20 protein-coding genes are annotated in these 18297 nt (G+C 38.8%); 9 read left to right on the plus strand and 11 right to left on the minus strand.

The window, feature by feature from the left end; all coding sequences use genetic code 11:
* Nucleotides 1-2: 2 nt before the first annotated feature.
* Genes ACTB0Y_RS00625 through ACTB0Y_RS00650 form a run of 6 tightly spaced genes read right to left on the minus strand, consistent with a single transcriptional unit; the run spans nucleotide 3 to nucleotide 4217 of the window.
* Nucleotides 3-659 (minus strand): hypothetical protein, encoded by a 657-nt coding sequence (locus ACTB0Y_RS00625; protein ID WP_463204845.1) that lies wholly within the window; start codon nucleotides 657-659, stop codon nucleotides 3-5.
* A 29-nt stretch (nucleotides 660-688) separates the two neighbouring features.
* Nucleotides 689-1582, minus strand: coding sequence for a DUF4097 family beta strand repeat-containing protein (locus ACTB0Y_RS00630; RefSeq protein WP_463204846.1), 894 nt, complete (start codon nucleotides 1580-1582; stop codon nucleotides 689-691).
* Between the two features lie 7 nt (nucleotides 1583-1589).
* A complete protein-coding gene (locus ACTB0Y_RS00635; protein WP_463204847.1) occupies nucleotides 1590-2255 on the minus strand; it encodes a hypothetical protein in 666 nt (221 codons plus the stop codon).
* A 26-nt stretch (nucleotides 2256-2281) separates the two neighbouring features.
* Nucleotides 2282-3052, minus strand: coding sequence for a hypothetical protein (locus tag ACTB0Y_RS00640; protein WP_463204848.1), 771 nt, complete (start codon nucleotides 3050-3052; stop codon nucleotides 2282-2284).
* Between the two features lie 32 nt (nucleotides 3053-3084).
* Complete coding sequence (locus ACTB0Y_RS00645; protein ID WP_463204849.1) at nucleotides 3085-3687, minus strand: hypothetical protein; 603 nt, start codon at nucleotides 3685-3687, stop codon at nucleotides 3085-3087.
* The gene (locus ACTB0Y_RS00650; protein ID WP_463204850.1) at nucleotides 3684-4217 is read right to left on the minus strand and encodes an RNA polymerase sigma factor; all 534 of its coding nucleotides are present in this window, start codon (nucleotides 4215-4217) and stop codon (nucleotides 3684-3686) included. Before ACTB0Y_RS00650 ends, ACTB0Y_RS00645 begins: the two co-directional genes overlap by 4 nt.
* Before the next feature lie 227 nt (nucleotides 4218-4444).
* On the opposite strand from ACTB0Y_RS00650, the gene ACTB0Y_RS00655 reads away from it, so the two are divergent.
* The 5 genes from ACTB0Y_RS00655 (at nucleotide 4445) to ACTB0Y_RS00675 (ending at nucleotide 8197) form a co-directional block, all read left to right on the plus strand.
* Entirely contained in the window at nucleotides 4445-5530 is a 1086-nt protein-coding gene (locus ACTB0Y_RS00655) for a DUF262 domain-containing protein (protein WP_463204851.1), read from the plus strand.
* Nucleotides 5531-5728: 198 nt separating this feature from the next.
* A complete protein-coding gene (locus ACTB0Y_RS00660) occupies nucleotides 5729-6415 on the plus strand; it encodes a hypothetical protein (protein WP_463204852.1) in 687 nt (228 codons plus the stop codon).
* 12 nt (nucleotides 6416-6427) lie between these two features.
* On the plus strand, nucleotides 6428-7270 hold the full coding sequence (locus ACTB0Y_RS00665) for a DUF6544 family protein (protein WP_463204853.1): 843 nt from the start codon (nucleotides 6428-6430) through the stop codon (nucleotides 7268-7270).
* Nucleotides 7271-7274: 4 nt separating this feature from the next.
* Complete coding sequence (locus tag ACTB0Y_RS00670) at nucleotides 7275-7754, plus strand: flavodoxin domain-containing protein (protein WP_463204854.1); 480 nt, start codon at nucleotides 7275-7277, stop codon at nucleotides 7752-7754.
* Nucleotides 7755-7897: 143 nt separating this feature from the next.
* Nucleotides 7898-8197: an ATP-binding protein gene (locus ACTB0Y_RS00675; RefSeq protein ID WP_463204855.1), complete on the plus strand. Its 300-nt coding sequence runs from the start codon at nucleotides 7898-7900 to the stop codon at nucleotides 8195-8197.
* Here ACTB0Y_RS00675 and ACTB0Y_RS00680 read toward each other — a convergent pair.
* The gene (locus tag ACTB0Y_RS00680) at nucleotides 8194-8877 is read right to left on the minus strand and encodes a GOLPH3/VPS74 family protein (protein ID WP_463204856.1); all 684 of its coding nucleotides are present in this window, start codon (nucleotides 8875-8877) and stop codon (nucleotides 8194-8196) included. The two genes, ACTB0Y_RS00675 and ACTB0Y_RS00680, sit on opposite strands and share 4 nt — an antisense overlap.
* A gap of 263 nt (nucleotides 8878-9140) precedes the next feature.
* A complete protein-coding gene (msrA, locus tag ACTB0Y_RS00685) occupies nucleotides 9141-9683 on the minus strand; it encodes a peptide-methionine (S)-S-oxide reductase MsrA (RefSeq protein WP_463204857.1) in 543 nt (180 codons plus the stop codon).
* 242 nt (nucleotides 9684-9925) lie between these two features.
* Here msrA and ACTB0Y_RS00690 point away from each other — a divergent pair, with 242 nt between their 5' ends.
* Nucleotides 9926-11317 carry an aminopeptidase P family protein gene (locus ACTB0Y_RS00690; RefSeq protein ID WP_463204858.1) on the plus strand — a complete coding sequence of 464 codons (1392 nt, stop codon included), beginning with the start codon at nucleotides 9926-9928 and terminating at the stop codon, nucleotides 11315-11317.
* Between the two features lie 38 nt (nucleotides 11318-11355).
* Here ACTB0Y_RS00690 and ACTB0Y_RS00695 read toward each other — a convergent pair whose 3' ends face one another.
* The gene (locus tag ACTB0Y_RS00695) at nucleotides 11356-12483 is read right to left on the minus strand and encodes a helix-turn-helix domain-containing protein (RefSeq protein ID WP_463204859.1); all 1128 of its coding nucleotides are present in this window, start codon (nucleotides 12481-12483) and stop codon (nucleotides 11356-11358) included.
* 154 nt (nucleotides 12484-12637) lie between these two features.
* On the opposite strand from ACTB0Y_RS00695, the gene ACTB0Y_RS00700 reads away from it, so the two are divergent.
* The 3 genes from ACTB0Y_RS00700 to ACTB0Y_RS00710 all read left to right on the plus strand — a co-directional run bounded on the left by ACTB0Y_RS00700 (nucleotide 12638) and on the right by ACTB0Y_RS00710 (nucleotide 15945).
* The gene (locus ACTB0Y_RS00700; RefSeq protein ID WP_463204860.1) at nucleotides 12638-13987 is read left to right on the plus strand and encodes an endonuclease; all 1350 of its coding nucleotides are present in this window, start codon (nucleotides 12638-12640) and stop codon (nucleotides 13985-13987) included.
* A gap of 4 nt (nucleotides 13988-13991) precedes the next feature.
* The gene (locus ACTB0Y_RS00705) at nucleotides 13992-15575 is read left to right on the plus strand and encodes an aspartate:alanine exchanger family transporter (protein ID WP_463204861.1); all 1584 of its coding nucleotides are present in this window, start codon (nucleotides 13992-13994) and stop codon (nucleotides 15573-15575) included.
* A gap of 73 nt (nucleotides 15576-15648) precedes the next feature.
* A complete protein-coding gene (locus ACTB0Y_RS00710; protein WP_057953110.1) occupies nucleotides 15649-15945 on the plus strand; it encodes an ArsR/SmtB family transcription factor in 297 nt (98 codons plus the stop codon).
* A gap of 86 nt (nucleotides 15946-16031) precedes the next feature.
* Here ACTB0Y_RS00710 and typA read toward each other — a convergent pair whose 3' ends face one another.
* Together typA and secG are read right to left on the minus strand one after the other, a co-directional pair.
* Entirely contained in the window at nucleotides 16032-17837 is a 1806-nt protein-coding gene (gene typA, locus ACTB0Y_RS00715; RefSeq protein ID WP_463204862.1) for a translational GTPase TypA, read from the minus strand.
* Between the two features lie 122 nt (nucleotides 17838-17959).
* Nucleotides 17960-18292, minus strand: coding sequence for a preprotein translocase subunit SecG (gene secG, locus ACTB0Y_RS00720; RefSeq protein WP_463204863.1), 333 nt, complete (start codon nucleotides 18290-18292; stop codon nucleotides 17960-17962).
* Nucleotides 18293-18297 lie beyond the last annotated feature (5 nt).

Consider the following 18297-nt stretch of genomic DNA (forward strand, 5'->3'; position numbering starts at 1 on the left):
AATTAGTCTACAAGTTCAACATGGTCGAGTGTCCACCATTTTTTTACAGAATCTTTAAAGGCAACAACTCCTTGTGTGAAATTTGCAACCATTATTGTATCGCCTGCTCCCATTACAAGCTTTATATCATAAAAGGTAGTGTTATTTATTGTAATTTCCGGCAGGTCTGCATTGTAATCGTCTAAATCAGTTATAAAACTTGCTACCAAATTTTGATCTTTTTTATAATTAATTTCGTAAAAAGCATTGTAGGGTGGTGTTGCTTCAAAATAAACATACAAACCAAACCTAATTGATGCATGATAACTTGAGTATAAATTATTTTTCGCATATTGAGAATATTCAAGTTTCCTTTGCAAATAATTCTCATCACAATCGCAAACACCGGTATAATGCTCATAATAATAATCGAGTAGCGTGTATTCCTGATTAAACAAGAAATGAGCCTGATTGCCTACTGAATCGACATAAGAGAAACGTTTAGATTCTTTAAAATAGGGGGTTGAATAAAGCAGCGATGTATCTATCGTTAAGACTTTTACTGTATCATTCTGCTCACAACAATTGGGCTTCTCTTCTTTAGGTATACAGGAAACGGCTATAATGCTTGTAAAAAAAACAAACATGCATTTTGATATTACGCTAATCATTTTTTTCATGGTTATTATCTTTAAATCCTATTTATTACTTAGTAAAAATTAATATCGGCATATTTAGTATAAATATCTATTACTGTATTATCAGGTCGTTTTTCGACTTGATAAACTTTTTTATTCTGATTATCATGTAATGTGTTTCTCACAACATGGCCCCCATCTTTGATGCATTCATTTAAAGATATATTTCCACCTGATGTTTCCAGCTTATAATTAAACTCATAACAATTTGTATTGATAATATTTACTTCTGTATTATTGCCACTAATCTTTAGTTTCTCCAGGCTGCTATTCATGTGCATTGTAATATTTCCAAACTTAGATTCAATGTCAATGTTTCCGGTGCATTTTCTCATGATGATGTCCACATAATCTGTTTGAATTTTTCCATTTATATGACCCCGAATAATTTCAAGTCCTCCCACACTCTGATTTACAGACAAATTTAGATGACAGTCTTTCAACGTTACTTCACCCATTTGTTGATTTATTTCAACCTTTCCCTTCAAATTTTGCAAAACTACATTACCCGGTTTATTCTTAATGCTTAATTGTGCTTTCTCGGGAACAATTACATCATAAAATACCTCGTATAAGGTTTGCTTATCTGGTTTGTCCTTAAACAACACATAATTATTCAAATAAATACTACGGTCCTGAACCTTTTGAATGAACTCCATTGCGTTCACTGCTTCTTTAGCCTGATTAAGTTGTGGATGTTTTGCGATTAGTTTTACAGTTATTTTAACTTCAGATGTACTGCCACTATGCACATTGATTTTTGCATTTTGCCCGTTGATATATATTACCTGTCCATTATACGGGTGTTTATCTTTAAGCACCCGGGTTACTACCTGATAACTGGTTTGCGACCAACTCAGCGAAAACATCAACATGAACAATATGTAAAGTGCTAATAAACGCATAAACCAATTATTTTAGGCGATTAAAATTCAAATTCTCAAAAGTAAATCCAATATCCAATCCAATGGTAGCCGCAAACTGCAATCCTTTATCCTGATTAAAATAAGCTGCCCGAAAATTATAGAGTGCACCTATTCCACAAAAGAAATCCAGGTACATAATTTTACCTAACCTTCTCTGCAACCCATAATACACATAAACGCCCGGAATAAAATGGTTATCTGGTTTGCGACGCGCTGATACAGAAGACTGCAGACCAAGGTTTAGTTGAGACCCAAAATAGTTTCCTACAAAACTATTGACATTCTTTCCCAGTCTTTTTCTGCGGTCTTTATTGTAATAATATCTGATGGATGAAAACAAACTTGCATGTACCAATGTATAATTCTCTCTAAAATAACTATATGTGCGCCATGCAATCAATGCCCCGTGCTGCATTGTCCAATCTCCTTTAAGGTTATGCTCATACCGGATATTTGGGGACAAACTCGCAAACTCAATCGCATCAAATTTCCATAGTTTTTGAATTTCTGTTCTGTCTTCAATCAACAATTGATAGTGTACACCATATTGTTGATTTGATTTTGTTGAATCATTTTGGGCCCGTAAACTGCCCGTTAAAACGAAAATTAAGAGTAATGTAATGAAACAAATATGCTTATAGGATAGTATCATTTCTTTGATTTTCAGGGGTTAAACGACTATTTTTGTAATTTTGCAAATGCAAATCCAATTTCGAAACCAAGCAGCGGTTTTATGTAGATAAAGTCAAATATACTGCTCTTACCAAAGCCAACTCCGGCATATAAATCTACATATCCGATATTTCCAAGACGGCGATGCAGGCCATATTTCAATGTTGCTTCTGTGTAACTTCCATTAATGACAGGTTCAAGTGTCAGAAGTTTTACACCTTTTGCATCCACACGAACAGGGTCGTCACCATTTTGAATATTGGCAAAAACAACACCCTCAATTGGTACTGTCACATTTGCAGAGTTAAATGTACCATGCACTCCAATTGCTATATAGGAGGCAGAAAACCCATGTGTAAATAATCCTTTCCGCTCTCTTCTTTTTAGGTTGATGTAATTGCGATATTCCACACTGGTATTCAATGCAATATTAAAAAGGTGTTCTTCAATAACCCCCCAATCTTCTAGGTATTGGGAATAACGGTTTTTCCCGAGAACTCCTGACACATCAACATTTACATCAAACAGCAAGGTGCTTTGATTACCCAGCCTTGTTTCTAATGCTATAGAGGGTCTAAATTTCATATAATCGCTGAAATTTAATTTCCAAAAGTGCTTTACAGAAGATGCTTCCTTCAAAAAATATTTTGCGTACCATTTGTTTTTGGTCAAATCTTCACGGCTTTTTTGCTCCGTAGAGTATATAACCGTATCTGTTTGTGCAAGTGCACATGACGGCAGAAAAACAAAGAGAAAAATAAAAATTTTTGTATTCATAATATTTCTGGTTAAAACAGATTAACTTTATTCTATTCTTTCATAACAAGTTCTATCATTTGCTTTTTTATCTCAACCTGTTGGTTATGCAGTCTGTTGCTATACTTAATCAATTGTTGATTTTTTGTTTCTTCTAACATTTGCAATACTTCCTGCCGGGCTTGCTGTACCTGTTGCAGCTGCGATTGTAGTTCACGGAATGCCTCAGAGTTGCATTGGTATGGCCTTACCTGGCAAAACTGTTCAATGCTGCGGTCCATCTCGGCAAGGGTAGGGTTGAATTGTCGTATGCTGATGTCGGGTCTATCAATCATCTCTTCGGAATACGCAATCTCTCCTGCTGCCTGGTGCTGCACGACCTGTGAAGTAAACCATCCCATGCCAATGAGTACCAATAAACCGGCTGCAATTTGCATTGTATGCTTTCTGTAAAACCGGTAATTTTTCTTCGCAGAAATATTTTTCTCTATGCCCTGCCAGATTTCATCATTTAACTCATGCTGAGGCAAATCATTTATGGCATTCCGAAGTTTTTGTTCTTCATCGAGCCTTGCCGCAATGACGGGCCATAAATCTTCATTGAGATTATGTTCCGGTAAATTATTGATTGCCTTATTTAAACCGTCATTTTTCATGGTCGGTGCGATTTTAAAATTTGCTGCAAGTGTTTTTTGGCACGAAAAAGTTGCGATTTCGATGTTCCTTCTGATATGTTAAGCATTTGGGCAACCTCTTTATGTTTGTACCCTTCTACTTCAACCAATAAAAACACGGTTCGGTATCCTTTTTCAAGACTTGCAATGGCCCTTTCAAGTATTTCTCCGGTTAAACCATCATCCCAGGTGAATAAAAAAGATTCCTCATAATGCTCAATCTGCCGCCATTGAATGCCCTTCTCAATTTTCCTAATTGCCGCCCTTACAATAATGGTTTTCATCCAGTAATAAAGTGATGCTTTTCCCGTGTAATTATCCATATTCTGAAATACATCGACAAAGCCATCTTGCAAAGCATCTTGAGCGTCCTCATTATTACCTGTAATTCTTATGGCTATTGTATAAAAAGTATGCTTATACTTTTCGTATAAAAGTTTTTGCGCTTGCCGGTCGTTTGCAAGGCATTTTTTAACTAAGATTGATTCGTCGGCTAAAATTTTCAATGACATTTCAATTTTTTTGTCATTAGTAGAGTGTTACAAAACTACAAAATGGTTGCATGGACAGGAATTTTTCTTGATAAACCATTGACCAGAAAGCATTCATATACTCCATAATTTGCTGTATTACAGAACCCAGCACAGGTTTAAAAAAATTGATTTTTTCAATTGTAATTTGAACTTTAAAGGTTTATCACCAGATTTTTTTATCTTGTGCAAAACAAAATCAATGCTTTATGAGGAATACCAATATTCAAATTGTAACCGACTGGACGTTGCCAACCTTGGTGAATAAACTACAAGAAGGAGAAATAAAAATTCCACGTTTTCAGCGCGATTATGAATGGGAACGCCCCAAGGTTGTTCTGCTACTCAACAGCATTTATTTACAATATCCTATTGGTACTTTCTTTTTATGGATAGCTCCGGAAAAATACCGAAACTTCATACATACTACCGAAGAGTTGCAAATACCTCAAAAAAGCACAAATGGCGCTACACAATTTATTTTGGACGGCCAGCAAAGGATTTTATCGCTGTTTATGGCCATGAAAGGGTTAAATAATAAAAGCGGCAATTATGCACAAATTTGTTTTAATCCGGCGGCTGAGACATTCCGGGTACCACGTCGAAAAAATGAAAAATATGCTTTTCCTGCCTGGAAAATTTTCGACGAAAAGGCGTTTAATGCAATAGCCGAAAAACTGAAATCTGATTCAAAACGCATTTATGACAACTGGACCAATGTGCGCGAAATACTTATGAATTATCCGGTTAGTGTGGTAAAAACACTCAATTATGAACTGGATGAAGTGGTCGAAATTTTTGAACGCATCAATCAGGGTGGTAAGCGACTTACGTCTTTTGACCTAGTTCATGCCACTACCTGGTCGACAGATTTTGACCTGAAAGAAAAAATTGATGAGGTGAACAGCATACAAAAAATTGAAAAAGCCGGCGGACTAACAGAAAAAGTTTTTACCCATGCCCTGGCCCTCAATGCTTTTGACGATTGCAGGAGCTCGTACCAACTTAAGCTGAATCCGGAATTGGCTAAAAACCTGTGGCACAAAACACAAAATGCCATCAGCCGGGCGGTAGACTTGCTTCATGATATGCGCATCACCACCGGATTAAGCTCCTATCAAATCCACATCATTATATTGCAATACTATTTTTTCAGAACCGACCATACAGCCATGCCCGATGATGCCCGCAAAAAGGTTGAAAAATGGTTTTGGGATGCCCGTTTTAGCAAGCGGTTCAGCAAAAGCACCTACACAACCATTAAAGATGATGCTCAATGGATAATAAATTTATAGGCTGAAGCTGAACATTAAGTGTCACTTTAACACAAAACTCCTATATTGTTGTCTTATTTTTATTTAAACAAATAGACTCACTTTTTTGAAACTACTATTTTTGTATTTCCTGTAAAGTGAGACTTATAAATTTTTAAATGAGACCATTTATTTTTCCGGTCGCTATTTCTTTGTGGCAAACAATTAAATTTTTCGCTCATGAAGTTAATAAAAACCGGAATCTTAATAGTGTCTACAATACTTATTGCAGCCTGTAGCAGCACAAAAATATCGCAGGAAAAATGGCAACCTGCTTATCGTATTCAGGGCGGTATAAACAAAGGTGGAATTGCAGAAAACACGCATTTTGATGAAATGGAAGAAACACCTGTTGACGCCTACAGTGGCGCTACCAATTTGGGAGCAAATGCCGGGGCGCGAGTTTTACTGCCACTGGGAAAAAACGCCATTGAAACGGGAGCAGATATAATGTACAACCGCCAAAAATTCACTTATCAGGATGGCTTAAACCAATTTAACGGTGAGAAAACATTAAATGTATATCAAATTATGGTCCCTTTGGTGTACAGTTTTGGGATTTATAGAAAATTTCACCAGGAGGGCCTAATTCAGCTTAAACTTGGTTACACGGGCCAGTTGAGTTTTATTCAGGAAGCAAAAAACACGGGCACATCACCGGAATTCAGCTATAATAAATACTCCGGAGGTTTCACTATCGGATTATCAAGCACCCCGGTAACACTTAAAAACGGCAATAAAATAGGCTTTTATTTTGATGTGTACAGAGGCGGTCAAATCTATAAAGACTTTTACAATAAAGCGGAGATGGAGGAGCCCGGTTCAAGTTTCTTCAAAACCGGCCTTATATTTCATTTTGGCCAATAAAGCATCAATAAAATGAGTTACAAACACATAACAATTATTTTTCTTATGATATCAACACTTCTGGGATGCTCCATCCACAAAAAAGCCACCAAAGAACGCGAACAAATGCTTGAGCAAACACCATCGCCAGTAAAAATACTGGAAGAAAGAGACCTTGAAAACCTCCCTTATCCCGTTAAAAAATGGCTGAAAACAAGCGGAGTTCCTGGCAAAGAAAAAGTTCATTCAGCTTTTGTGGAACAAAATTTAAAAATGAAACTTAAACCTGGTCAGGATAACTGGTATACCGGAAAAGCCAATCAAATATTTACATTGAAAAATCCGGGGTTTAACTGGATTATGGATATGAAAATGTCGCCAATCATCCGGGTAAAAGCCCGCGATAAGTTTGCCAATGGGCATGGAGAAATGCACATTAAAATGAACAACATCATTACGATGGCTAAAGCACGTGGTTCCCAAATTGATGAAGCATCATTACAGCGCTTTCTCGGAGAAATCATTTGGTTTCCTTCAGCAGCTTTAAGTGACCAAATTCAATGGGAAGCGATAGACAGCACTTCGGCCAAAGCTATAATGAAGGTAGGTGGTATAAACATCTCCGGTACTTTCAAATTCAATGCAACTGGAGACGTTGTGAGCTTCTCTGCCATGCGATTTAAAGATACAGGCCCGGAAGCGGAGCGAAAGATGTGGATTAACACCGTTGAAAAAACTGGGGTAATTAATGGGATAAGAGTTCCTGTAAAAACCGCCACAACCTGGAAACTTGATGATGGTGACTGGACCTGGTTACACCTTGAAATTACAGACATTATTTATAATCCGGATAAAAACCAAATTACCAAACTTTAATGCCATGCTAACACTGATTGTATATGCCACAAATCATGGAACAACTGAGCGCGTTGCACATCTTATTGCAGAAAAAATTAAGGATGAGGTAAATCTCGTGGATTTGAAAAAAGAGCAAAAAGTTGACCTACACCCATATAATCAAATTATCATTGGGGGTTCAATTCACGCCGGCATGTTGCAAAAACAAACTCGCCAGTTTTGTGAGACCTACATGTCTCAGTTATTACAAAAACACATCGGGCTTTTTTTATCCTGCATGCATGAACAAAAAGCACAAGAACAATTTGAGCTGGCATTTCCTGAAATATTGCGTTCACACGCCACAAGCAAACAAATAACCGGAGGCGAATTTCGCTTTGATAAAATGAATTTTATTGAGCGGGCAATTGTGAAAAAAATCACCGGAGTAAAAGAAAATGTGAGTAACATCCAACATGAACGCATCGAAACCATGATACAAGAAATGGAACGCTCGCACTGAAAAACCCTGACCTGACTCAGCAAACCCTACATTAAAATTACAGATTTTTAGAATGTAACCACCTATTCATCCGTTTATAATATGATTTCAATGGTGCATAATAATTCCGAAAACCCACAGATTAACTGCATAGGGCACATCTCTTGAAACTAAAATCAGATGGTGTAGTAATTTTTGGGTATGAAGAAAACTCCCAAGAGATAACGTTTTTTGCAAAAGATACCGGCACTGGCATTGACGCTGCATTACTGCACGAAATGTTTGACCGCTTCAGACAGGAAGAACTAAACGATGCCCGAAAAAAAGGGGAAACCGAATTGGGCCTTTCAATATCAAAAAAACTTGTTGCATTGTTAGGCGCGAAAATGTGGGCCGAGTCCAAAAAGGGCAAAGGAGCTTCATTTTTCTTCACCTTACCTGCTAAAAACACAAAACGCTGTTAACTACCAGAGGTTGCAGCACTCCCGGCTACAGCAGCTACAGAAGCAGCGGCCATGGCGGCCTGCATTTCCTGTATAGCATCCTGTATGCCTTCTGCAACGGGATTTTCCGCAACTTTTTGCTTCAACTTCTTCTTAAACTTGCGCCGCTCAGACGTTTTGCTTACAAAAGGTTTAAGCAGGTTAACAGCAGCTATAACACTCAAAAGGTTGGCTTCGGTCGTTGAAAGAGATTCAGGGCCTTCTGTTTTCTCTTTCAGTTCGGATATTAACTCCTGCCTCATCGTATTATTTGACACAGATATTCTCAGGTAAGGAATAAACAGGAAAGTATGATGATTTACCTTCAGCAATCCTTGCTGCTCCATCAAATCGAGAAGCGGCGGACGAAAAAGAGAAGCTTTATTCGACAGGGCGGTAATCCATCGTTTTGCTTTTCTGGACTTATCACGTTCATTGATAAATTTCCAAACAGCTTCATGTGCTGGCGTTAAGCCCGATGGTCTCGATTTAACCACAACTTTTTTCTGGTTAAAATCAATGGCTTGTGCTTCAACCAAATCAAGCATCAAGGTGCCGGCAACACCCATGTTTAAAACTTGTTTCGAAATAAGCCATGTAGCTTTTGAAGGGTGACAGGCCAGTAGCAATAGTTTTTCAGGGTTTGTTTTTAATTTTTCCATTTTAATTTGGGTTATATACCCAAAGTTATAAAAAAGAATAAGTACAATCAACTAAAAGTGATAGCCTGAAATGTTGACTTTTTGATAATTCTTTATATTACAAGCCTTTGACTTTATAAAACATGTTTTCCGTCTGACTGGGAAATTTGTAGTATTACCAATTAAATTTATCTAAGCTGGCAAGACACTGAAGAATCTTCAGTCTTTGATAAGAGCGAGTCAAACACAAGAGTTTCAAAGGTTTTTACGTTTTCTTGCACAGATTACTTTAGCTTTAAATCAGGGTATTTGCTTTTAAATTTCCGGACTTTGGGTTTAATCACGTAACTGCAATAGGGCGCAAATTCATTTTTCTCATAATAATCCTGGTGGGTAACCTCTGCCTTGTAAAAATCTCCTAAGGGTTTAACTTCTGTAACAATCTTTTTATCGTATTGGTCGGAGGCATTTAATTCTGATATCACCTTATCAATAATTTCCCGGTCCTTGCTGTCGGTGTAATAAATGGCAGACCGGTATTGTGTGCCAACATCAGCTCCCTGGCGGTCTTTTTGGGTAGGATTATGTATGGTAAAAAAGATGTCCAGAATTTTCTCAAGCGAAATCTGTTCCGGATTATAAGTTACCTTCACCACCTCTGCATGACCGGTGCTACCCGTGCAAACCTCCGCATAAGTTGGGTTTTTTGTTTTACCACCTGCATATCCAGAAACAGCAGAAGAAACACCTTTGGTCATATTAAAAACAGCTTCAATGCACCAAAAACAGCCCCCTCCAAGTACTATGGTTTTCTCTTTAGTATTCATATTCTTTGCGTTAATTGTATTTATTGATGATATCGGTATCAATAATACCAAAATGAGTATTTTAAAATAATTATTCATAGCTGCATTTTTAATAAATCAAACACAGCCGGTGTATTTTTGTTTGTGTTTACAGTGGGCAAAACGCCGCCCTTCTAAATCGAATGAATTATTAAATATTTATGAGTTTAGCCTTGGAATTATTAATTTAGAATCTTTTTAAAAGTAAATTAAAATCATATAATATGTTTAAAAAAGAAGTTTACACAGAACGCCGGAACAATTTGAAAGCTAAAATGTCTGGCGGCATAGCATTTTTCCCCGGACATTCGGAATCACCCATGAATGCCCCGGCGAACACCTTCCATTTTCGTCAAAACAGCTCTTTCCTGTATTATTTTGGCCTGGACTTTCCCGATATAGCAGGCGTAGTAGACCTCGACAGTGGGGAAAGCATTATTTTTGGCGACGATGTTACAATGGACGATATTATTTGGATGGGACCTCAGCCATCTATGAAGGAACGCTCTGCTGAAGTTGGTGTAAGTGATAGCCGCACCTACAGCCACCTTTTTGACTACATAAAAAAAGCAGTGGATGCAGGCCGAAAAATTCATTTCCTTCCACAATACCGCGCCGACAATCAAATTCTGATGGAAGCCCTTACCGGTATTCGCGCTGCAGAAGTAAACCATTACCAATCGGTAGAACTCATTAAAGCAGTAGTAGCGCAGCGTAGCATTAAGGATGAGTACGAGGTAGAAGAATTGAAAAAAGCAGCTGCGACAGGATACAACATGCATGTAACGGCCATGAAAATGGCCATGCCCGGTGTTTGGGAACAAAAAATTGCCGGTACCATTGAAGGAATTGCCGTAGCAGGCGGAGGAATGCTTTCATTTCCGGTAATTTTATCACAAAATGGCCAAACACTGCACAACCACGATCACAGTCAAACACTAACCGAAGGCAGACTCATGCTAACCGATGCAGGGGCTGAAACCGGAATGCACTATGCAAGCGATTTTACCCGTACCGTGCCCGTTGGCGGAAAATTCTCTGACAGACAACGCGACATTTACAACATTGTGCTGGCAGCCAACAATAAAGCTACATCATTGGCAAAACCCGGCATTCCCTATTTCGACGTGCATGTGGAAGCAGCTAAAGTGCTCGCTTCTGGCCTAAAAGATCTGGGCATCATGAAAGGAAACCCCGAAGAAGCAGCACGCACAGGTGCTTATGCCCTTTTCCAACCCCACGGATTAGGTCACATGATGGGACTTGATGTACACGACATGGAAGATATTGGCGAAAACTATGTGGGGTACGATAATGAAATAAAGCGTTCAGAAATATTCGGCCTGGCAGGTTTACGTCTCGGTAGAAAATTGCAGCCCGGTTTTGTGGTTACCAATGAGCCCGGATGTTACTTTATTCCTGAACTGATTGAAAAATGGGAAAATGAGAAAAAATTCGCTGATTTCATAAACTATGATAAAGTGAAAGAATATCTTGACTTTGGCGGCATACGGCTCGAAGATGACTTACTGATTACAGATAACGGCGCTGAACTTATTGGCGATCGGATTCCGATTTCCGTAGAAGATGTTGAAAAAACCATGAATGAATCATAGTTCGACCTAATAATGGTATCAAAGCGCAATGATGAATTTCATTGCGCTTTTTTTTGATATTCACTGGGTGTAAATCCCGTCATACTTTTAAACACCCGGTTAAAGGTGGCTTTAGCATTGAAACCACAATCATAAGCCAGGGCAATAATTGAATAATTAGCATTTTCGGGAGCCAGACAAGCATCTTTAAATGCTTCTACTCTGAATTGGTTTATAAAATCAAAAAACCTGATATTTAGTTTCCGGTTCAAAATACCGGATAAATATTCCGGCATCACATTCATTTGTCTGCTCAGTTCATTCAGGGTAATCTCTGGTTGTAAATAAGGTTTTTGCTCATTCATATAACTCAACAATTCATGTATAAAAGCCTCATCTGAAGTAAGTTTAGACTGAATACCTGAATTGATTTTTTGCCTATGATTACCAGATGAAATTTGTGCGCCCGAATAAAACACATTAGTTTGCCGTAGACCATAAAACCCCATAGAAAGAATAAACAAAGCACCTACAACAAAAGTGTAAAGTTGCATAACCTTGTAATTGAAAAGGTTAAAGAAATAATCTGAGAGAAACAACAGGCTGTTTATAGCATAAGCAATAATGGCTGCTATCAAAATAAACCTTAACCATGCCAAATCAATATTTTCAATTTTCGAAAAATAATTTCTGATTCTCTTTCGATAGCGATGAATCAGAACCAGCCCCCAAATAAAATACCCCTGGGTAAAAAGCAGGATACCCGTTACCATAAGAGGATAAGCCGGATGGGTTTTAAATTTTCCTGACTGCATTTCAGCAATACGCTCAGCCACTGGCTTAGAATAAGTGGAAAACCACATCAGAAAAAAAGCCAGCACAAAAGGAAGGAAATGCAGTAAATATTGTGGTTTAAATACAAATTTTTCTGTAGTAAAAGACTTGATGTAAAACCAAAGAATGGGCCCATGTAAAAAAATCAGCGGTGGCGAAACATGAATAAAAAACGGATACGGAAAATTATTTGCCTGATTATACTGCTCCACGTAAGAGGCGACAATGGTCATTGCCATAATTAACAGCAACCCAGCCAAAATATAATCCGGCTTATTTTTTTGCTTTTTAGTCAGGATGAGCCCTGCTAAAAAAAGAGCCTCAAAAATACCGATGATTAAAATTGCAGTCATGGGGCCAATTTACACAGAAAACAAATAATACAAAAACACTCGATAAAAGACCAGGCAGCTGCAAAATATAAAAAACAACGCAAATACTCCATAAGAGCCAAATTCCCTTTATCTTTGCATGAAATTTCAAACCATTTGAACTAAACAAATTTTTATGAATTATCGAAAAATTATTGCGCTCCTTTTCATGGTGAGTGCTTTTCAACTCTCAGCCCAAATACCCACGGGATACTACGATAATGCGCAGGGATTAAACGGAACCGAACTGCGCCAGGCACTTCATGACATCATCGACAACCATAATTCACAATCATATTCGGCTTTGTGGACACATTTTCAAAGCACCGACCGCAAAAGCAACAATAAGGTATGGGACATGTATTCTGACGTGCCGGGTGGTACGCCACCTTATGAATTTGCTTTTGTAATGGATCAGTGTGGAAATTACCAGGCAGAAGGTGATTGTTACAACCGCGAACACTCATGGCCCAAAAGCTGGTTCAACGATGGCTACCCCATGTACACGGATCTTTTCCACTTAGTGCCTTCCGATGGTTATGTGAATGGCCAGCGAAGCAATCACCCTTATGGTGAAACCAATGATCCTTATTGGATATCCCAAAACGGTTCAGAAGTTGGAACGTCTTCATTTTCAACCATGAGCGGAACTGTATTTGAACCTATAGATGCCTACAAAGGCGATTTTGCAAGGAACTACATGTACATGGTTACCCGCTATTTTAATGAAGATACCAACTGGTACACCAATGATTTAGTTGATGGAGCAAACTTTACGCTTGCCGGCACAGCGCTCATGTTAAAATGGCATCAGGAAGACCCGGTCAGTCAAAAAGAAATTGACCGAAACAATGCTATTTACGAAATTCAGAACAACCGCAATCCATTTATTGACCATCCGGAATATGCCGACCAAATCTGGGGAAACATTAATACGCCCCCTTATTTTGTTAATTACATTTCAGACACTTCTGTTGCAGAAAATCAAACTCTTGAACTTGATATTTATTATGATGATAATGATCCTCAATCCGTTAATATTGAATGGAATTGCCTTTTTTGCTCTGCAGATTTCGTTTCGCTCACCAATATAAATGAAGGACATGTGAGGTTTACTGCACAACCCGTTTCAGGCGATGTTGGCAGCTATTCAATAACTATTATTGCTAATGATGGTGCAAACGAAACACCAAATTATCTGTTTGACCTTGAAATAGAAGAAGGCAACGCAATAGCAGACGTAAAGAATTATATAAATATTGCACCCAATCCAAGCAATAATAATTTTGTAATTAATACTTCAGCAGCTAATTCAACTTCTCACCAAAGAATATATGTTTATAATGTTGCCGGACAACAAGTTGAAGCATTTAAATTAAATCAAAGCTCAACTTATCAGTTTGGGTCAGACTATAAACAGGGCACTTATATTGTAAAAATAATTACACCGGAACATACATTTACGCAAAAACTTGTAAAACAATAAAGTAATGGACTTTCTGACCGATGACAATTTTTTAATGTTTGTCATTATTGCCCTTGGTTTCCTTCTGGGCCGCATCAACATTAAAGGTATTTCCCTTGGTGTGTCAGCGGTCATGTTTGTAGCTCTGATTTTTGGCCATTACGGACTCAAAGTGCCCGACGCTATACAAACAACCGGGTTGGTGCTTTTTCTATATACCATAGGCATACAGGCGGGTCCGGGATTTTTCGCTTCATTCAAGAAAGACGGTCGCAGGCTTGCCCTACTGGCCGTTGGTGTAATGTTTACCGGAGGCCTTATTACGTGGCTGCTCATTGCCTTTCTAAATATAGATCCCAACATTGCCGTAGGACTGTTTAGCGGAGCTATGTCGAGCACGCCAGGGCTGGCAGCCGCAATTGACATCACAGGGTCGCCGCTGGCCTCCATCGGGTATACCATTTCCTATCCGTTTGGGGTTATTGGTGTAATTGTTTTTGTAAGGGTACTTCCGAAATTACTCAACAAAGACATCGGTCAGGCAGAAGCAGCATTTGAAAAAGAAGCCGAGAAAGAACATCCAAAAATATTACAACGAAATTTCATTGTCGAAAATGAAAACGTAAAGGGTCAAAAAATAAAAGAGCTCAATATTCGGCAAATGACCGGCGCCATGATCAGCCGTATTAAACATGCTGGTGTTTCTGATACGGTACAAGCCGATACGGTTGTATACAAAAACGATATCATCAGGGCCATTGGTCCGGAAGAAGCCCTTGAAAAAGTTGGGCAACTCATCGGGCCGGTTACCGATGAAGAGATTTCATTGCACAAAAGTCACTCGGTTCGTTCACTGTTGGTCACCAACAAAGATGTAGTGAACAAAACCATTCCGGAACTCAATATGCTCACTGCTTATAATGCTGTCATTACCCGTATCAGACGTGCGGGCATTGACATTGTGCCCGATACAAGGGTAAAATTACAAATGGGTGATAAAATTATTGTATCAGCACGCACTGTTGACATACCCGCCATTATCAAAATCTTTGGCAATTCCAACAAAGACCTTTCAGACACCGACTTTCTTCCAATTGCAATTGGTGTTGTAATGGGTTATATTATTGGTCATATCAACATCTCAATGGGGAATTATGCCTTTAGCTTAGGTTTAACCGGAGGAGTTTTAATCACTGGTTTATTGCTCGGTAGAACAGGTAAAACCGGTCCGTTTGTATGGACACTAAGTGGAGCAGCTACGCAGCTGTTGCGTCAGCTGGGTTTAATATTTTTCCTGGTTGCGGTTGGTGCCAATGCAGGCAAGCACATTGTTGAGGCTTTTCAAACATATGGTGCTGAGCTTTTTGGCTATGGAATTGCCATAACGCTTTTACCATTGATACTCATCGTTTTGGTAGACCGCTACCTGCTCAAAATGAATATTTTGTCGTTTTTAGGGGCCCTGTCCGGCGCAGTAACCAGTACTCCAGCCCTGGCAGCAGTAGATCCGATGACAAAAAGCAACGCACCGCATGTAGCTTATGCAACAATCTACCCCATTGCTATGGTCCTGTTAATCATTACAGTAAAAATATTATGTGCTGTATAATATATAAAAAGTGATAGTTAAGTCTAAAAATATTCATATATTTGGATATCATTAATATGTAAAAAACACAAAAATGAAAGTTTCAGAATTAAATATTGATCAACTGGAAGAAGCGGCAAGCATGCTAAAAGCTATTGCACATCCAATGCGCATTGCAATACTCAACTTTTTGGAAGATGGAAACAAAATGACTGTAACCGAAATACATCAAAAATTACAGATTGAGCAATCAACCACATCGCATCATTTAGGAATATTAAAAGACAAAGGGGTGTTATGCTCAAAAAGAGAAGGTAAAAACACTTTTTATTTTCTCAAACATGAGCGTTTAAGTAGTATTGTAGACTGTATAAGTCAATGCACAGTTTAAAAGAAATATGACCATCAGAAAAGGCCGCTTTTTAAGCGGCCTCTTTTATTATTTAAAAATTTTATCCTGTATTTGTAACGGTTCTCTCAACTCTTCATTTTAGCTCGTTTGCGGTCGTTCTCGTTGAGTAAAATTTTACGTAGACGAATACTTTTAGGTGTAATCTCCACATATTCATCCTTTTCAATATACTCCAAAGCATCTTCCAGAGAAAACTCAATGGGTGGAGCTAAAAGAACCTTATCGTCTGAGCCGCTTGCGCGCATGTTTGTAAGCTTTTTTGTTTTGGTTACATTCAGCACAAGGTCGCCTTCGCGCGTATGCTGCCCTATGACCTGTCCGGCATATACATTGTCTCCAGGGGCGACAAAAAACTTACCCCGGTCTTGCAATTTATGCACTGCATAGGCTATAGCCGTGCCACTTTCCATAGCGATTAAAGAACCGTTCTGGCGTTCTTTGATGGGTCCGACAGTAGGCCGGTATTCTATAAACCTGTGATTCATAATGGCCTCGCCTGCGGTGGCTGTAAGCACCTGGTTGTTTAACCCGATTAAACCTCTTGAGGGCACCTCAAATTCAATATTTATGCGCTCACCTTTGCGGATCATATTTTTCATCTCTCCCTTACGCTGACTTACCATTTCAATTACAGTGCCGCTATATTCATCCGGCACATCAACGGTTAGCTCTTCGAAGGGTTCACATTTCTGGGCCCCAATCATTTTATAAAGCACCTGTGGCTGGCCTACCTGTATTTCGTATCCTTCCCGGCGCATATTTTCTATAAGCACAGACAAATGCAAAATTCCACGGCCATAGACATTAAATTTATCTGCCGAATCTGTATCGTGAACCTGCATAGCGAGGTTTTTCTCCAATTCTTTCTCCAGACGCTCCTTAATATGGCGGGAGGTAACATATTTACCTTCTTTGCCATAAAACGGGCTATTGTTTATGGTGAAGAGCATACTCATGGTAGGTTCATCCACAGCAATGGGATCGAGCTGGTCCGGATGGTCGATATGCGCAATGGTTTCTCCGATTTCAAAATTTTCAAGACCTACAATGGCAACAATTTCCCCGGATTCGGCCTCATCGACCTTTTTACGTTGAAAGCCGTCAAACACAAAGAGCTCTTTTATCACCTGCTTAACCACTGATTTATCTTTGCGAATGATAGCTACCTGCTGATTGGCCTTTAAGTTACCCCGATAAACCTTTCCAATGGCGATTCGCCCTACATAAGAAGAATAATCGAGTGAAGTTATACGCATTTGGGTAGTACCATCTTCTACAGTAGGCTCCGGAATATATTGAATAATACCATCGAGCAGGGAAGTTATGTCGTTGGTACGTTTCTTTACATCGTCAGACATCCAGCCTTCTTTGGCTGAACCGTAATACGTCGGGAAATCGAGTTGCTCATCGGTGCCATCCAGATTAAACATCAATTCGAAAACCTCTTCCTGCACTTCAAGTGGCCGGCAATTGGGTTTATCGACTTTGTTAATAACGACAATGGGCTTCAGTCCAATTTCAAGAGCTTTTTGAAGCACAAACCGGGTCTGGGGCATGGTCCCTTCAAAAGCATCGACCAAAAGTAAAACACCATCGGCCATATTCAACACACGCTCTACTTCTCCGCCAAAATCACTGTGGCCGGGAGTATCGATAATATTGATTTTAAAATCTTTATAAGAAACAGATACATTTTTTGAAAGTATGGTAATGCCACGTTCACGCTCCAGATCATTACTATCCATAATTAACTCGCCTGGCTTTTCATGGTCGTCGAAAAGTTTACACTGATATAAAATTTTATCCACCAGGGTGGTTTTGCCATGGTCAACGTGGGCGATAATGGCTACATTTCGAATTTTCTTACTCATTGAAAGGATATTTTTACAATAGGAAAACAAATAACTACTGCTTTTTGCTCAACTAAAAGCTCAAAACATAAAAAAAGGCTGCCTTGAAGCGACAGCCTTAACGGTTGTATGTCGACAATTTTTTATTCCTGTTCTGGTTTTTCTTCAGGTATATTTTCAGGAGCCGGGGCTGAAACAGGTGTTTCAACATTAATTGTTTCTTCTAACTCTGATTTATTTTGAGTTTCTTCTGGCCTTGGCATGGCATACACAGCCAAAACATTCAACAAAAAGAAAACTCCAATTAATACCCATGTAGCTTTTTCAAGAAAATCGGCTGTTTTGCGAACGCCCATTACTTGCGTATTTCCGGCAAAATTAGCTGCCAGGCCTCCACCCTTCGAGTTCTGCACTAAAACGATCAGGACCACTAAAATGGCAACTACAATGATTAATGCTGAAATGAAATAATACATTTTAT

This window comes from Salinivirga sp., assembly GCF_055145285.1.

Bases quoted from the DNA above. Each gene is read 5' to 3' on its own strand.
- ACTB0Y_RS00705 (WP_463204861.1), top strand. From the start codon at position 13,992: ATGGACTTTCTGACCGATGACAATTTTTTAATGTTTGTCATTATTGCC.
- ACTB0Y_RS00710 (WP_057953110.1), top strand. From the start codon at position 15,649: ATGAAAGTTTCAGAATTAAATATTGATCAACTGGAAGAAGCGGCAAGC.
- ACTB0Y_RS00660 (WP_463204852.1), top strand. From the start codon at position 5,729: ATGAAGTTAATAAAAACCGGAATCTTAATAGTGTCTACAATACTTATT.
- secG (WP_463204863.1), bottom strand. From the start codon at position 18,292: ATGTATTATTTCATTTCAGCATTAATCATTGTAGTTGCCATTTTAGTG.
- ACTB0Y_RS00650 (WP_463204850.1), bottom strand. From the start codon at position 4,217: ATGTCATTGAAAATTTTAGCCGACGAATCAATCTTAGTTAAAAAATGC.
- ACTB0Y_RS00690 (WP_463204858.1), top strand. From the start codon at position 9,926: ATGTTTAAAAAAGAAGTTTACACAGAACGCCGGAACAATTTGAAAGCT.
- ACTB0Y_RS00670 (WP_463204854.1), top strand. From the start codon at position 7,275: ATGCTAACACTGATTGTATATGCCACAAATCATGGAACAACTGAGCGC.
- ACTB0Y_RS00700 (WP_463204860.1), top strand. From the start codon at position 12,638: ATGAATTATCGAAAAATTATTGCGCTCCTTTTCATGGTGAGTGCTTTT.
- msrA (WP_463204857.1), bottom strand. From the start codon at position 9,683: ATGAATACTAAAGAGAAAACCATAGTACTTGGAGGGGGCTGTTTTTGG.
- ACTB0Y_RS00680 (WP_463204856.1), bottom strand. From the start codon at position 8,877: ATGGAAAAATTAAAAACAAACCCTGAAAAACTATTGCTACTGGCCTGT.
- ACTB0Y_RS00625 (WP_463204845.1), bottom strand. From the start codon at position 659: ATGAAAAAAATGATTAGCGTAATATCAAAATGCATGTTTGTTTTTTTT.
- ACTB0Y_RS00640 (WP_463204848.1), bottom strand. From the start codon at position 3,052: ATGAATACAAAAATTTTTATTTTTCTCTTTGTTTTTCTGCCGTCATGT.
- typA (WP_463204862.1), bottom strand. From the start codon at position 17,837: ATGAGTAAGAAAATTCGAAATGTAGCCATTATCGCCCACGTTGACCAT.
- ACTB0Y_RS00665 (WP_463204853.1), top strand. From the start codon at position 6,428: ATGAGTTACAAACACATAACAATTATTTTTCTTATGATATCAACACTT.
- ACTB0Y_RS00695 (WP_463204859.1), bottom strand. From the start codon at position 12,483: ATGACTGCAATTTTAATCATCGGTATTTTTGAGGCTCTTTTTTTAGCA.
- ACTB0Y_RS00645 (WP_463204849.1), bottom strand. From the start codon at position 3,687: ATGAAAAATGACGGTTTAAATAAGGCAATCAATAATTTACCGGAACAT.
- ACTB0Y_RS00655 (WP_463204851.1), top strand. From the start codon at position 4,445: ATGAGGAATACCAATATTCAAATTGTAACCGACTGGACGTTGCCAACC.
- ACTB0Y_RS00630 (WP_463204846.1), bottom strand. From the start codon at position 1,582: ATGCGTTTATTAGCACTTTACATATTGTTCATGTTGATGTTTTCGCTG.
- ACTB0Y_RS00635 (WP_463204847.1), bottom strand. From the start codon at position 2,255: ATGATACTATCCTATAAGCATATTTGTTTCATTACATTACTCTTAATT.